This is a genomic window from Streptomyces ficellus, assembly GCF_009739905.1.
Taxonomy (GTDB): domain Bacteria; phylum Actinomycetota; class Actinomycetes; order Streptomycetales; family Streptomycetaceae; genus Streptomyces; species Streptomyces ficellus_A.
In genome coordinates this window covers 335014-347994 of the sequence record NZ_CP034279.1, presented here as the reverse complement: position 1 = coordinate 347994, position 12981 = coordinate 335014, and the positions used below count along the sequence as shown (strand labels likewise).

General features: G+C 73.6%; 11 protein-coding genes. 4 read left to right on the top strand and 7 right to left on the bottom strand.

What is annotated here, in order from left to right; translation table 11 throughout:
* Positions 1 to 10: 10 nt before the first annotated feature.
* The 7 genes from EIZ62_RS01595 to EIZ62_RS01565 form a co-directional block, all read right to left on the bottom strand.
* Positions 11 to 1420 (bottom strand): aminobutyraldehyde dehydrogenase, encoded by a 1410-nt coding sequence (locus EIZ62_RS01595; protein ID WP_156690917.1) that lies wholly within the window; start codon positions 1418 to 1420, stop codon positions 11 to 13.
* Positions 1413 to 2747, bottom strand: coding sequence for a flavin monoamine oxidase family protein (locus tag EIZ62_RS01590; protein WP_156690916.1), 1335 nt, complete (start codon positions 2745 to 2747; stop codon positions 1413 to 1415). The genes EIZ62_RS01595 and EIZ62_RS01590 overlap by 8 nt, the downstream gene beginning before the upstream one ends.
* A 79-nt stretch (positions 2748 to 2826) precedes the next feature.
* Positions 2827 to 3939 (bottom strand): ABC transporter ATP-binding protein, encoded by a 1113-nt coding sequence (locus EIZ62_RS01585; protein ID WP_244375355.1) that lies wholly within the window; start codon positions 3937 to 3939, stop codon positions 2827 to 2829.
* Between the two features lie 5 nt (positions 3940 to 3944).
* Positions 3945 to 4793, bottom strand: coding sequence for an ABC transporter permease (locus EIZ62_RS01580; RefSeq protein ID WP_156690914.1), 849 nt, complete (start codon positions 4791 to 4793; stop codon positions 3945 to 3947).
* Positions 4790 to 5791, bottom strand: coding sequence for an ABC transporter permease (locus tag EIZ62_RS01575; RefSeq protein ID WP_244375353.1), 1002 nt, complete (start codon positions 5789 to 5791; stop codon positions 4790 to 4792). Before EIZ62_RS01575 ends, EIZ62_RS01580 begins: the two co-directional genes overlap by 4 nt.
* A 4-nt stretch (positions 5792 to 5795) precedes the next feature.
* Positions 5796 to 6959 carry a polyamine ABC transporter substrate-binding protein gene (locus tag EIZ62_RS01570; RefSeq protein WP_156690913.1) on the bottom strand — a complete coding sequence of 388 codons (1164 nt, stop codon included), beginning with the start codon at positions 6957 to 6959 and terminating at the stop codon, positions 5796 to 5798.
* Between the two features lie 211 nt (positions 6960 to 7170).
* A complete protein-coding gene (locus EIZ62_RS01565) occupies positions 7171 to 8343 on the bottom strand; it encodes an aromatic ring-hydroxylating oxygenase subunit alpha (protein WP_156690912.1) in 1173 nt (390 codons plus the stop codon).
* 365 nt (positions 8344 to 8708) lie between these two features.
* Here EIZ62_RS01565 and EIZ62_RS01560 point away from each other — a divergent pair, with 365 nt between their 5' ends.
* Genes EIZ62_RS01560 through EIZ62_RS01545 form a run of 4 tightly spaced genes read left to right on the top strand, consistent with a single transcriptional unit; the run spans position 8709 to position 12981 of the window.
* Positions 8709 to 9152, top strand: a complete 444-nt coding sequence (locus EIZ62_RS01560; RefSeq protein ID WP_156690911.1) for a hypothetical protein — start codon at positions 8709 to 8711, stop codon at positions 9150 to 9152.
* Positions 9149 to 10615, top strand: coding sequence for an NADH-ubiquinone oxidoreductase-F iron-sulfur binding region domain-containing protein (locus EIZ62_RS01555; RefSeq protein ID WP_156690910.1), 1467 nt, complete (start codon positions 9149 to 9151; stop codon positions 10613 to 10615). The genes EIZ62_RS01560 and EIZ62_RS01555 overlap by 4 nt, the downstream gene beginning before the upstream one ends.
* A 28-nt stretch (positions 10616 to 10643) precedes the next feature.
* On the top strand, positions 10644 to 10835 hold the full coding sequence (locus EIZ62_RS01550; RefSeq protein ID WP_156690909.1) for a ferredoxin: 192 nt from the start codon (positions 10644 to 10646) through the stop codon (positions 10833 to 10835).
* A gap of 1 nt (position 10836) precedes the next feature.
* Positions 10837 to 12981 (top strand): acetate--CoA ligase family protein, encoded by a 2145-nt coding sequence (locus EIZ62_RS01545; RefSeq protein WP_156690908.1) that lies wholly within the window; start codon positions 10837 to 10839, stop codon positions 12979 to 12981.

Genomic DNA, 12981 nt, shown 5'->3' with positions numbered 1-12981 from the left:
CGCCCGCCGGTCACAACATCACATGCTTGACCTGCGTGTAGTCCAGCAGGCCCGCCATCGACAGGTCACTGCCGTAGCCGGAGTGCTTCACCCCGCCGTGCGGCATCTCCGACACCGTCGTGCCGTGGGTGTTCACCCACACGATCCCCGTGCGCAGCGCCCGCGTCGCCCTCATGGCACGGTCGTGGTCGGCCGTCCACACCCCGGCGGCGAGCCCGAACCGCGTGTCGTTCGCCAGCCGCAGCGCCTCCTCCTCGTCGGCGAACGCCTGGACCGTCACCACCGGGCCGAAGATCTCCTCCTGCACGATCTCGTCGTCCTGCCGTACGCCGGTGACCACCGTGGCCCCGTGGAAGAACCCCGGCCCGTCCGGCGCCGTACCTCCCAGCACCACCGTGGCGTGCGCGGGCAGACGGGCCAGCAGCCCCTCCACCGACGCCAACTGCCCGGCGTTGTTCAGCGGCCCGAAGTCGACGCCCGGGCGCACCCCCGCGGCCTCGGCACGGAACGCGTCGACGAACGCGTCGTGCACGTCACGGTGCACCAGCAAACGGGTGGGCGCGGTGCAGTCCTGGCCCGCGTTGTAGTACGCGACCCGAGCGAGCTGCTCCGCGGCGGCGGCCACGTCGGCGTCGGCGTGCACGACGACCGGCGCGTTGCCGCCGAGTTCGAGGTGGACGCGCTTGAGGTCGGCGGCGGCCGCCGTGGCGATCTCACGCCCCGCCCGCACACTGCCCGTCACCGCCACCAGCCGGGCCGCCGGATGCCCGACCAGCGCGCGGCCGGTGTCACGGTCGCCGCACACCACGTTCAGCACACCGGGCGGCAGGTGCTCCGCCGCGATCCGGGCCAGCAGCGCGGCCGACGACGGTGTGCTGTCCGCCGGCTTCAGCACACTGGTGTTGCCGGCCGCGAGCGCGGGTGCGATCTTCCACACCGCCATCATCAGCGGGTAGTTCCACGGCGTGATCTGCGCGCACACACCGACCGGCTCCCGGCGCAGCATCGAGGTGCGCCCCTCGGTGTACTCGCCGGCCGCGGCCCCCGGCAGGTTCCGCGCCGCGCCGGCGAAGAACCGTACCGTGTCCGTGATCGCGGGCAGTTCGTCCGCGCGGAACAGCGCCGCGGGCTTGCCGGTGTCGGCGGTCTCCGCCGCCACCAGCTCGTCCGCGCGGTCCTCGATCGCGTCGGCGACGCGCAGCAGCGCCCGCTGCCGCTCGGCGGGCGTCGTCACCGCCCAGCCCTCGTACGCCGCGGCCGCCGCCGCGCACGCCGCGTCGACGTCGGGGCCGCCGGACAGGGGCGCGGACCTGCGGGAGAGGCCGGTGACGGGATCGACGAGCCGCATCGTCGCGCCCGTGGTGGCGGGGGCGTCCCGGCCACCGATGTGGTTCAGCACCTCCGGAAGTCGTTCAGCCACGGCGCAGCGCCTCCTTCGCGGCGGCCCGCCCGGTGCGCACCGCGCCCTCCATGTAGCCGGCGACCCACTGGTCGGAGCCGCACACGTAGAACGGCGGCTCGTGCGTTCCGTGCAGCGGGCCGACCGCCGTCACGTCGCCGGGCGTCCACTGCGTCACGTACCCCTGCGTCCACGGGTCGGTGCCCCACATCCGCGTCCAGGTGTGGAGGGGGGCGTGCGCGTCGTCACCGTAGAGGCGGGCGACGTCACCGAGCAGTTCACGCTCCCTGAGTCCCGGCGGGACGCCCAGCAGGGTGCCGTAGCGCTCGGGCGGCACGAGGGCGGACAGGACGCCCTCGTTCTGCGGCCAGGTGCTGCCCAGCACCCCCTCGCACTCGGAGAGGCCGTTGTGTCCCGACGCGCGCCAGAACGGCTTGTCGTACGCGGCGACGAACTTCGCCGCGACGGCCTGGCGCTGCCGGTGCAGCGAGGCGAGCCGCTCGTCGGACACCCCGCTGACCCGCACCGACCGGAGCGGCCCCACCGGCAGGGCGCTCACCACGGCACCGCAGCCGAGGGTCTCACCGCCGGCCAGGCGCACCGCGCACCCCTCGCCGCGCCGGACGTCGACGGCTTCGACGACGGCGCCCAGCCGGACACGGTCGCCGAGTTCACCGGACATGCGCAGGGCCACGGTCGCCGACCCCTCGGCGACCCGCAGCCCCTCCCAGTCCTCGTAGTCGTAGTGCTCGCTCACCCCGTCGCCGGCTCCGCCGGGCACCGCCGCGTGCTTGCGCAGCGCGGACAGCAGACTGGTCCGCTCGTACGACCCGCTCGCCAGGGCGAGTTGGCCGATCTCCCACAGCCGTACGACTCCGGGCGTGGCGCCCTCGGACCGCAGCCAGTCGCCCACGCCGACCCGGTCGAGTGCGGCGGCGTCCGGGTGGTGCCAGGGGTCGTCGGGGTCGACGGTCCGGGCGAGCGCCGCGAAGGCCGCGGTGACCCGCCGGTGGCAGGAGTCGTCGCCGGGGGCGAACCAGTGCGGCGGGTCACCGGCCGAGACCCCCTCCGGGGTCGCCCGGGCGATGGCGCCGGGCTCGGCGACGTAACTGGGGACGAGGGTGAGGCCCAGCTCCCCGGCGAGCCGGAGGTAGGCCGTGTGGGCCCGGCCCACCACCTCCCCGCCGAGCTGGACGAGCCGGCCGTCCGGCAGGGCGGTCTGCTCGACCCGGCCGCCGACCCGGTCGCGGGCCTCGACGACGAGCACGTCGGCGCCACCCGCCGCGAGGTCCCGGGCGGCCGCGAGCCCGGCCAGCCCGGCGCCGAGCACGATCACGTCATGGTGCATGGGGACACGTTCCTTCTCTGAGGGCGCGGGCCACAGGGGCGCGCGCGGCGGTGCTGCGTGCGGAGGGCCGGGCAGGGCCTCAGTCCAGCACCAGGCAGTGCTCCGGGCGCCAGCCGATCTCGACGCTCTCCCCACCGCACCACCGGTCCTCCATCCGGGACCGGTCGGTGTTCTGCTCCAGCACCGACACCGTGACACCGGGGGTCAGTTCGATCAGATAGGTCGTGGTCGGACCGGAGTACACGGTCTCCCTGACCGTCCCGGTCACCCGCGCCATGTCCGCCGTCAGGTCGGACAGCCAGATCTTCTCCGGCCGGATCGCGACGCTCACCCGGCTGCCCTCGCCGACTCCCGCGCGCGGCCCCACCGGCAGCGCCGGGCCCCCGTCCATCACCACCTCGCCGGCCCGGTAGGTGCCCGGCACCAGGTTGGAGGTGCCCATGAACGAGGCGACGAAGGTGTTGGACGGCCGCTCGTACACGTCCTCGGGCGTGCCGCACTGCTGCACGTGACCGTCGTTCATCACGCACACCCGGTCCGACATGGTCAGTGCCTCGTCCTGGTCGTGCGTGACGAACACGAACGTGATGCCGATCTCCCGCTGGATCTGCTTCAGCTCCACCTGCATCTGCCGCCGCAGTTTCAGGTCGAGCGCGGCGAGCGGCTCGTCCAGCAGCAGCACCTGCGGCCGGTTGACCAGCGCCCGGGCCAGGGCCACCCGCTGACGCTGACCGCCGGACAGCGTGGCGGGCTTGCGGCCGGCCAGGCCGGACAGCTGGACGCGTTCCAGCATCGCGCCCACCCGCTCACGTATCTCGGCCCGCCCCACGCCCTTGCGCTTCAGCCCGAAGGCCACGTTGTCGGCGACCGACAGGTGGTCGAAGAGGGCGTAGCTCTGGAACACCGTGTTCACGTCGCGCCTGTCCGGCGGCAGACCCGTGACGTCGTCACCGTTCAGCAGGATCCGCCCCTGCGTCGGGGTGGTGAAGCCGCCGATCATGCGCAGCGAGGTCGTCTTGCCGCAGCCCGACGGCCCGAGGAGCGAGAAGAACTCACCGCCGTCGATGTCCAGACTGAGGTCCCGCACGGCGTGGGAGTCGCCGTAGCGCTTGCAGATGTCGTCCAGCCGCACCGCGGGCGCGCCGCCGCCCGCACCGGCCGCGGCCGCCTTCGAAGTCGTCGTGGTGGTCACGGGTATCACTTCCCGGAGAGGAGATCGATGCCGCCGCGCCGGCCGAACAGCCTGGGGATGAACAGCGCGAGGGCGATGAGGGCGATCGAACCGAACAGCATGAGGGTGCCGACCGCGTTGATGGTGGGCTGCACGCCGAAGCGGATCGCCGAATAGATGCGCACGGACAGCGGCTGCGGATCGACGCCCGTGGTGAAGTACGCCAGCACGAAGTCGTCGAAGACCAGGGCGAAGATCAGCACGGCGGACGCGAGGATGCTGGGCAGCAGCGCCGGCAGCGTCACCAGCCGCAACGCCTGCCAGCGCGTGGCGCCCAGGTCCATCGCCGCCTCCTCCACCTCCGGATTGAGCGCGGCGATCCGGGAGCGCAGGATCACCGTCACGTACGAGATGGAGAACGTGATCTCCGCCAGCATCACCGTGCCGGTGGACAGCGGCACCCCCATCCCCTTGAACAGCAGCATCGCCGCGACCCCGGTGACGATCTCCGGCGTGATGAGCGGAATGAGCATGATCAGGCCGGCGAGCGAGCCCAGCCGGTCCCGCGACCGCACCAGCCCCAGTGCCAGCGCCACACCGAGGACCAGCGAGCCGGCCGTCGCCACCAGGGACACCTGCAGGCTCATGCCGAGGGAGTCCAGCAGCAACTGGTCCCGGAAGAACGCCTCGTACCAGCGCGAACTGAAGTCCTTGAAGACCGTCAGCGACTTCTGCGAGTTGAACGAGAAGAGCACCACCACGCCGATCGGCAGGTACAGCAGCGCGAAGAACGCGACGGTGACGGCCAGGGCGAACCGCGGCCTGCGGTCGGTGCCGCGGCGCGCCCGCCGGGCTCCCTCGGTACGGAGCGTCATCGGACCGCCCCCGCCTCGTCCTTGCGGGCCCGCCGGAGGTAGCCCAGCATCCCCAGGAACAGCACCGCCATCATCAGCATCGTCAGCGCCGAACCGAGCGGCCAGTTCTGGCCCTGGAAGAACTTGTCCTGGATCAGGTTGCCGATCATGATCTGGTCGGGGCCTCCCAACAGCTGCGCGCTGACGAAGTCGCCCATGGCGGGCAGGAACACGAGGACGCACCCCGCCGCCGCGCCCTGCCGGGTCGCGGGCAGCGTCACGTGGAAGAAGGTCCGCAGCGGACCTCCGTACAGGTCACGGCCCGCCTCGATCAGCGAGACGTCCATCCGCTCCAGCGCGGCGTACAACGGAATGATCATGAAGACGACGAAGCCGTAGACGAGACCGGCGACGACGCCCCCGCCGGTCTGGAGGATCCGCGTGCCGTCGTCCGCCAGCCCCACCGCGCGCAACGCCCGCAGCAGCGGCCCGTCGTCCGACAGCACCACCGACCACCCGTACATGCGCACCAGGTAGTTGGCGAAGAACGGCACCACGATCGCCGCGATCAGCAGCGTCTTGAACCGGCCGCCGTGCAGGGCGATCGCGTACGCGACCGGATACGCCACCAGCAGGCAGATCAGGCAGGTCAGCAGCGCGTACCCGAGGGAGCGGAGCAGCACCGAACGGTAGGCGGGCTCGGCGAGGGCGGCGATGTTCTCCGGGTTGAACCCGAAGCGCGGATTGCCGAGGGGGTCGGTGGTGCCGAAGGCCAGCATGGCGACCAGGACCAGCGAGCCGACGAGGAACGCGGCCATCCACAGGATGCCGGGCAGCATCAGCCAGGCCCACAGGCGCCGGCCGGCGACGGGGGAGGGGCGCTGTGTCCCGGCGGGCCGGGGATCGTTGCGTTGTGGATCGGCGGCCGGCGGGGCGGAGTGTGGTGGATCGGTGTGTTGTGGATCGGGGTGTGGTGGGTCGGAGTGCGGTGCGGGACGGGAGACGTTCTGCGGTGCCATGGCGTCAGCCGGCTTTCACACGGGTCCAGGCGGCATCACGGGCGCGTTCGCCCCCGGCGTCGCTGTTGCGGAAGTAGAGTTCGTCCCTCAGCTCGTCCGCCCCGACCACGCACATCGGGAAGGGCTCGACCAGGGCGGCGTACGTGTCCTCGGTGCCGGCCACCGGCATGGGATAACCGATGTACTCGATGTTCCGGCGCGCGTTCTCGGGCCGGAGCATGTAGTCGATGAACATCATCGCAGTGCCGGGGTGCGGGGCGTCGGACGGAATGGCGTAGCAGTCCGAGTTGATCGGCGCGCCCTCCTTCGCCACCTCGAAGCCGAACACCGACGGGTCCTTCGCCTGGTTCAGCATCGCGGCCATGTCACCGCTCCACGCCTGCGTCATCACCGCGTTGCCGGTGAGCAGGTTGTTGTAGCTGTCGCTGGAGAACCCGCGCAGGTTCGGGCGCAGGGAGCGCAGGGTGTCGGTGATGTCCCCGAGGTCGCCGGGGTCGGAGGTCGAGACGGCCAGACCCAGCTTGAGCGCCGCCAGGCCGAGGACCTCGTCACGGTCGTCCAGCACGAACACCCGGCCCTTGACGCGGGACGACCACAGGTCCTCCCACGAACCGGACAGCGAGTCGCCGATCTTGTCCTTGCGCCACCCGATGCCCGTCTTGTACATCGTGAACGGCAGCGTGTGCTCCGACCCCGGGTCGTACCAGGGGTCGGAGAAGTAGTCGTAGGCGCCGAAGACGGCATCCGCGTTGCGCAGGCGCGTGCGGTCGATACGGCGCAGCCGGTGCCCCTGGACGAGCCGCTGCGCCCACTTCGCGGTGGGGAAGACGATGTCGTACCGGTTGCCGGCGTTGAGCTTGGCGACCATGCCCTCCATCGAGTCGAAGTTCGACTGGACGACCTTGACGCCGTACTCCTTCTCGAAACCGGCGAAGACCGCCGGATCGACGAAGTCGGCCCAGTTGAAGTAGACGAGATCGCCGTCGATCTTCATCTCGATGGGTTCGTCGTCGGCCTCCTGGGCGGCGACGCCGGCGGACGTGAACCCGCAGCCGGTGGCGGCCGTGCCGAGCCCGAGGCCGATCGCCGCCGCGGTTCCGGTGCGCAGCAGGGATCGGCGGGACAGGTGTCGGTGGGGCGGGGGTGGGGTGGGTGCCTCGGGGGACATCGATGGTCCTCTCCGTGGGGTCCGGGCGGAACGGACTCTGAGCGGGGAAGCGGGGAAGCGGGGGAGGGGAGGCGTTGCGGCCGGCCTGTGACGGAGGCACCGGGTGGGGAGGCCGGGCGCCGGAGCCGGGCGGAGGAGCCGAACGGGAAGGCGGGAGCGGGAAGGGGGAGCGGGGAACGAGGAACGGGAGGGAGCGGGCGGTACGAAGGGCTCAGGGCAGCTCGCCGTCGGGGGCGCCGGCGAGATCCGACCTCACCCGGCCGGCGAACCAGCCGACCGCCGCCTCGCGCCGCGAGAGCGGGCCCGGTTCGAACCCGGGCGTCGTGAGTCCTTTCTGTACGCGGGCCACGAGCTCGGCGTCCTCGTCGTTGGTGATCCAGCCGATGTGGATGTTGAGCCGCCGCGCGAGACGGGTGCGCAGCGAGGTGCCCCGCCGGGTGTAGAAGGCACCGGGGACGGCCACGCGGTCGACCCCGGTGGGGATCGCGGTCCAGGCAAGCACATGGTCGGGGTAGAAGTCGATGAGTGTGTTCGGATAGATCACCGCGTACCTCCACACCCGGCGGTCGGCCTCCTTGAGGCCCGGCATGGGAGCGGCGATCCGCTGGTAGAGGCGCTCGGGCCAGTTCGACGACGGCTTGTCCCGCAGCGGCGAGGCGAACAGCGCGTACGACTCGTCGGTCTCGCAGGTGTAGCCCTGGTAGTCGAGCAGGCGCATCAGGCCCGGGTGCGCGACCGGGACGTGGTAGCCCTCGAGGTAGTTGTCGACGGCCACCTTCCAGTTGGCCTGCTGGACCTCGGCGCCGTCCAGGTCGTGGATGCGGCCGCGCCCGACGGGGACCAGGTCGGTGCCCGCGTAGTGGCCGACGGCCTCGGCGAGCCCGGCGCACTGCTCGGCCAGCGGCACGGCGTCCGGGTCGTGGTTGACGAAGACGAACCCGAGGAACGACTCGACGCGGACCGGGAACAGTCCGAGTTTCGGTTTGTCCAGGCAGGGGATCTGGCGGGCCTCCGGCGCGCCCACGAGGCGGCCGTCGAGCTTGTACGTCCAGCCGTGGTACGGGCAGCGGATGGCCTTGCCCTCCGGCTCGGGTGCGGACACCAGGCGGGTGCCGCGGTGGCGGCAGACGTTGAGGTGGGCGGCCAGGCCGCCGTCCTCGGTGCGTACGACCAGGACCTCGCGGCCCGCGGCGGTGGCGGTGAGCCGGGCGCCGGGGCCGGGCAGGTCGGACTCGTGGCAGACCAGCTGCCAGGACCGGGCGAAGATGTGCCGGGTCTCGGCCTCGGCCACCCCGGGATCGGTGTAATAGCGGGCGGCCAGGGCCTGACCGGGATGGTCGTCCTCGGGGGCGAGGGGAGGTACGGCGGTGGCTTCAGGGTGCATCGGCTGACTCCAGCGGACGAGGCGGCTCAGCGCTGACTGATTGATTAGTCAGATTGCGAGTGAGGGTGGTCCATGTCAAGGGTTGCACACTGACTAATCAGTTAGTTAGTGTCATGGGGGTCGGAGGAAGGCCCGATGGACGGCCGCCGCCGACGTCCCCGCCGTCGAGTGCCCGCCGGTGTCCGGGCACCCCACGCCTGTCCCAGGCACCCCACCCGAGCTCCGAGCACCCCACAGCGTGCCCCAGGCACCGCACCCGTGCCCCAGGCACCGCACCCGTGCCCCAGGCACCGCACGCCTGCTCGTGGCACCCCCGCCCGGCTGGTGACGCCGGGCCCCTCCCACCCCTCTCCCCGGAGGCACGCATGAGCGGTCGTCGGAGTCTGGTCTGGCTCGGTCTCACACCCGAACCGGAGCGGGAACTGCCCGCGAGTGTCGCGGCCCTGCGCCGTCCGCCCGTCCACCCCGGCACGGAACGGCGCCGTGTGCAACGGCTCATCCTGCACGGCGGCCAACGCGGCTGGCTGCGGTACCTCGCCGAGGTCACCGACCTCGTCACCTCGGTCGCCGACGGTACGCGGCACGGGGACCGTGCGGCCGCGCTGCTGGCGGGCGAGGTGATCCTCGACCACCACCACATGCTCATCGGCCTGCCCGGCACCGGCTACGCCCGTACGTCGCGCCAGCGCGAGGCACTGGAGACCGCGGTGCGCCGGCTGCGCGGACCGTGCGACGCGCCCGCGGCCGGACCGGACGCCGGCCCTTCCCCAGCTCCCACGCCCATGCCTCCCGCCGGAGAACGCCCATGACGACCACCGCACGACCCGTCACCACCGGGCCGACCCGCGTCCGCTCCCTCCTGGCGGAACCGCCGGAACCGACGAGCACGGTGAAACCGCCGGAACCGACGAGCACGGTGGAACCGGCGGAACCGGCCGGCACGGTCCTCGGAGCGTCCCCGGGCGCCGTGGAGAGCCTGACCGCCTACCTCGACACCGGCGGCTACCGGCAGCGCGCCGACGACACCCCCGGCGAACTGCTCGCGCACCTCGCCGACGCCGGCCTGCGCGGCCGCGGCGGGGCGGCCTTCCCCGCCGCCACGAAGCTGGCCGCCGTACGCGACGCGGGCGGCGCCCCGGTCGTGGTCGCCAACGGCGAGGAGGGCGAACCGGGCTCGGTGAAGGACCGCTGGCTGCTGCGCGCCCGCCCGCACCTCGTGCTCGACGGGCTCGCCCGCGCCGCCTCGATCACCGGCGCCCGGCACGGATACGTGTACGTCGCCGATCCCGTGGCCGCCGAGCGTGTACGCGGTGCCCTCGCCGAGCGCGCCCCGGCGTCCCCCCTCGACACCGTCGAGGTCGTCGAGACCGGCCACACGTACGTGGCGGGCGAGGAGAGCGCCGTGGTGCGGCGGATCGACGGCGGCCCCGCCCTGCCCCTGGCGAAACCACCGCGTCCGTACCAGAGCGGCGTCGGCGGTGAACCCACCCTCGTCGCCAACGTCGAGAGCCTCGCCCGCATCGCCCTGATCGCTGCCCGGCCCGACCGGCGGCACCGGATCGCCCGGACCACCCTGCTCACCCTGGCCGGCCCCGCGGGCACCGAACCCCTGCTCACCGAAGCGCCCTACGGCACCACCCTGCGCCGGCTCGCCCGGGCGCAGGGAACCCGGGACGCCCGTGCCGCGCTCATGGGCGGGCTGTTCGGCGGCCTCGTCGGCGAAGGGGCGCTGGACCTGCCGGTCGACCCGGACCGGCTCGCCGAGGCCGGTACCGCGCTCGGCTGCGCCGCGATCCGGTTCCTCGGCCCGGACGACTGCCCCGTGAGCACGGCGGCCGACGCGGCCGCCCACCTCGCGGCCGAGAGCGCCCGCCAGTGCGGCGTCTGCGTCGCCGGGTCGGGTGCCGTGCGTGACACCCTCGGCGCCCTGGCCGCCGGCCGTGCCCCCGACGGTGCCGTCGCGAACCTCACTCGCTGGGCCGCCGGGCTGCCCGGTCGCGGGGCCTGCGGACTCCTCGACGCCGCCGCGGGCATCGCCGGCAGCCTGCTGCGCGCGTTCCCCGCCCTCGTCGACACCCACCTGGCCGGGAACTGCCCGTCCTGCCGGGCCGCCGCCGACCGGGACGCGGCCACCGCCGCCGAACGCCTCACCGTCCCCGTCCCCGGCCCCGGCCCCAGTCCCCTCCCCGGCTCAGCCTGCGTTCCCGGCCCCTTCCCGCCGCCCTCCGCGTCCGGGTCCGCGCCCGGGTCCGCGCCCGCCCGTCGTACCTGAACCGCCCGCCCGAAAGGACCCGACCACCATGAGACTCCTCCTGGACTCCACCCTGTGCCAGGGCTACGGCGTCTGCCAGGAACACGCCCCCGACCTCGTCGAACTCGACGAGTGGGGCTACGCCTCCGTCGTCGCGGCGGACATCCCGCCCGGCGCCGAGGACACCGCCCGCGCCTGCGCCGACACCTGCCCCAACTCCGCGCTCCGCCTGGAGAAATGACATGGCCCCCGCCCCGCCCCCGCCCCCCAGCGCCTCCGCGACCGCGGCGCCCACCGACGTCGTCGCCCGCCCCGCCGCCGGGCGCGACCTGACCGCGCTCTTCGACCCCACATCCGTCGCCGTCGTCGGCGCCAGTGACGACCCCGCGAAGTACGGCCACGCGATATCCGCCCAGGTGCTGCGCGCCCCCCACCGCAGGCCCGTCCACCTCGTCAACCGCCGCGGCGGCACCGTCCTCGGCCGCACCGCGGCCACCAGCCTCGCCGCCGTGGGTGAGCCGGTCGACCTCGTCGTGATCTCCGTCCCCGGGGCGGGGTTCGAGGCCGCCGTCGACGACGCGCTCGCCTGCGGCGCCCGGGCCCTCGTCGCCATCACCGCGGGCTTCGCCGAGACCGGCGCCGCCGGACTGGCCCGCCAGCGAGCGGTCACCGACCGGGTGCGCGACGCCGGTGCCGTGCTCGTCGGCCCCAACTGCCTCGGCATCATGGACAGCACCACCGAGCTGTACCTCGCCTCCGACACCTTCGACCCGGGCGGGATCGCCCTGCTCAGCCAGAGCGGCAACCTGGCCCTCGAACTGAAGCTGCGGCTGGCCCCCCACGGCGCGGGCTTCTCCCGCTTCGTCTCCCTCGGCAACCAGGCCGACGTCACCCTCGTCGACCTCCTGGACGACTGCGCCCGCCACGACGGCACCTCCGCCATCGCCGTGTACGCCGAGGACTTCGGCGACGGCCGTGCCTTCGCCGAGGTCGCGGCCGCCGCCGGCAAACCGGTCGTCCTCCTCACCGCCGGCCGGGGCGCCGCCTCCGCCCGCAGCGCCCGCTCCCACACCGGCGCCCTCACCACGTCCGCCGACGTCGTGGCCGCCGCCTGCCGGGACGCCGGGGTGCACCTCGTGTCCACCGTGCGGGAGTTGACGGTCGTCCTGGCCGCCCTCGGCACCCGTCACCGGACGGCCGGCCGGCGGACAGCCGTCTTCACCGACGGCGGCGGCCACGGCGCCGTCGCCGCCGACGCCGCCGAGGCCGCGGGGCTCGACGTGCCCGAACTCGGCCCCGGCGCACAGGCCCGGCTGCGTACCGTGCTGTGGGAGCAGTCCGCGGTCGGCAACCCCGTCGACCTCGCGGGCATGGGGGAGCAGGACCCGCGCTCGTACGCCGCGGCGGTCGGCGCGCTGCTCGCCTCGGACGACGTCGACTCCGTACTGATGACCGGCTACTTCGGCGGGTACGCGGCGTCCGGCGACGGCCTCGGCGGCGGCGGTACGGCCCTCTCCGAGGGCGAGGCCCGCGCCGCGCAGGACATCGCCCGCGAGTACGTGACCCGGAGCAAGCCGCTGGTCGTCCAGTCCATGTACCCGGACTCACCGAGCTGCCGCATCCTCGCCCAAGGCGGAGTGCCGGTCTTCGGCGCCACCGAGGACGCCGCCCGCGCGCTCGCCGCCCTCACCGTGACCGGACCCGCCGGACGCGCCGGATCCGTCGGCGTACCGCCCCTGCCGGAGCCCGCGACCCCCCTCACCGACCCCGGCTACCACTGCGTGCGCGAGCTGCTCACCGCCGCCGGCGTCCGCTTCCCGGTCGCGTACGACATATCCGGCGAGGACGAACTGCTCGCCGCCGCCGCCCGGTTCGACGGGCCCTACGTCCTCAAGGCGCTGCACCTGCTGCACAAGTCGGACGCCGGCGGTGTCGCCCTGCGACTGCCCGACCGGGCCGCGCTGCTGGCCGCGTACCGCGACATGCACGCCCGGCTCGGCGCCCCCGCCTACTCCGTGGAGGCCATGGCCGACCTCTCCGACGGCGTCGAACTGATCGTGGGCGTCAACCGCGACCCCCGGTTCGGACCCGTCGCCATGGTGGGGCTCGGCGGCATCCTCACCGAGACGCTGCGGGACGTCGCCTTCTCCCTCGCGCCGGTACCGGCGCCGCGCGCCGAACGGCTGCTGCGCGGGCTGCGCACCGCGGGCCTGCTCGCCGGCGTACGGGGGCGTCCCGCCGTGGACGTGACGGCCGCCGCCGAAGCGGTGGCCCGCATCACCGCCGTGGCGGCCGCCCACCCCGAGATCGCCGAACTCGAGGTCAACCCCCTGCTGGTCCGCCCCGGCGGCGCGCTCGCGCTGGACGCCCGCGCCGTACTCGCCTGA

Excerpts from the sequence above, each read along its gene's own strand:
- EIZ62_RS01565 (WP_156690912.1), bottom strand. The coding sequence starts at position 8,343 with ATGCACCCTGAAGCCACCGCCGTACCTCCCCTCGCCCCCGAGGACGAC.
- EIZ62_RS01590 (WP_156690916.1), bottom strand. The coding sequence starts at position 2,747 with ATGCACCATGACGTGATCGTGCTCGGCGCCGGGCTGGCCGGGCTCGCG.
- EIZ62_RS01580 (WP_156690914.1), bottom strand. The coding sequence starts at position 4,793 with ATGACGCTCCGTACCGAGGGAGCCCGGCGGGCGCGCCGCGGCACCGAC.
- EIZ62_RS01575 (WP_244375353.1), bottom strand. The coding sequence starts at position 5,791 with ATGGCACCGCAGAACGTCTCCCGTCCCGCACCGCACTCCGACCCACCA.
- EIZ62_RS01560 (WP_156690911.1), top strand. The coding sequence starts at position 8,709 with ATGAGCGGTCGTCGGAGTCTGGTCTGGCTCGGTCTCACACCCGAACCG.
- EIZ62_RS01555 (WP_156690910.1), top strand. The coding sequence starts at position 9,149 with ATGACGACCACCGCACGACCCGTCACCACCGGGCCGACCCGCGTCCGC.
- EIZ62_RS01545 (WP_156690908.1), top strand. The coding sequence starts at position 10,837 with ATGGCCCCCGCCCCGCCCCCGCCCCCCAGCGCCTCCGCGACCGCGGCG.
- EIZ62_RS01570 (WP_156690913.1), bottom strand. The coding sequence starts at position 6,959 with ATGTCCCCCGAGGCACCCACCCCACCCCCGCCCCACCGACACCTGTCC.
- EIZ62_RS01550 (WP_156690909.1), top strand. The coding sequence starts at position 10,644 with ATGAGACTCCTCCTGGACTCCACCCTGTGCCAGGGCTACGGCGTCTGC.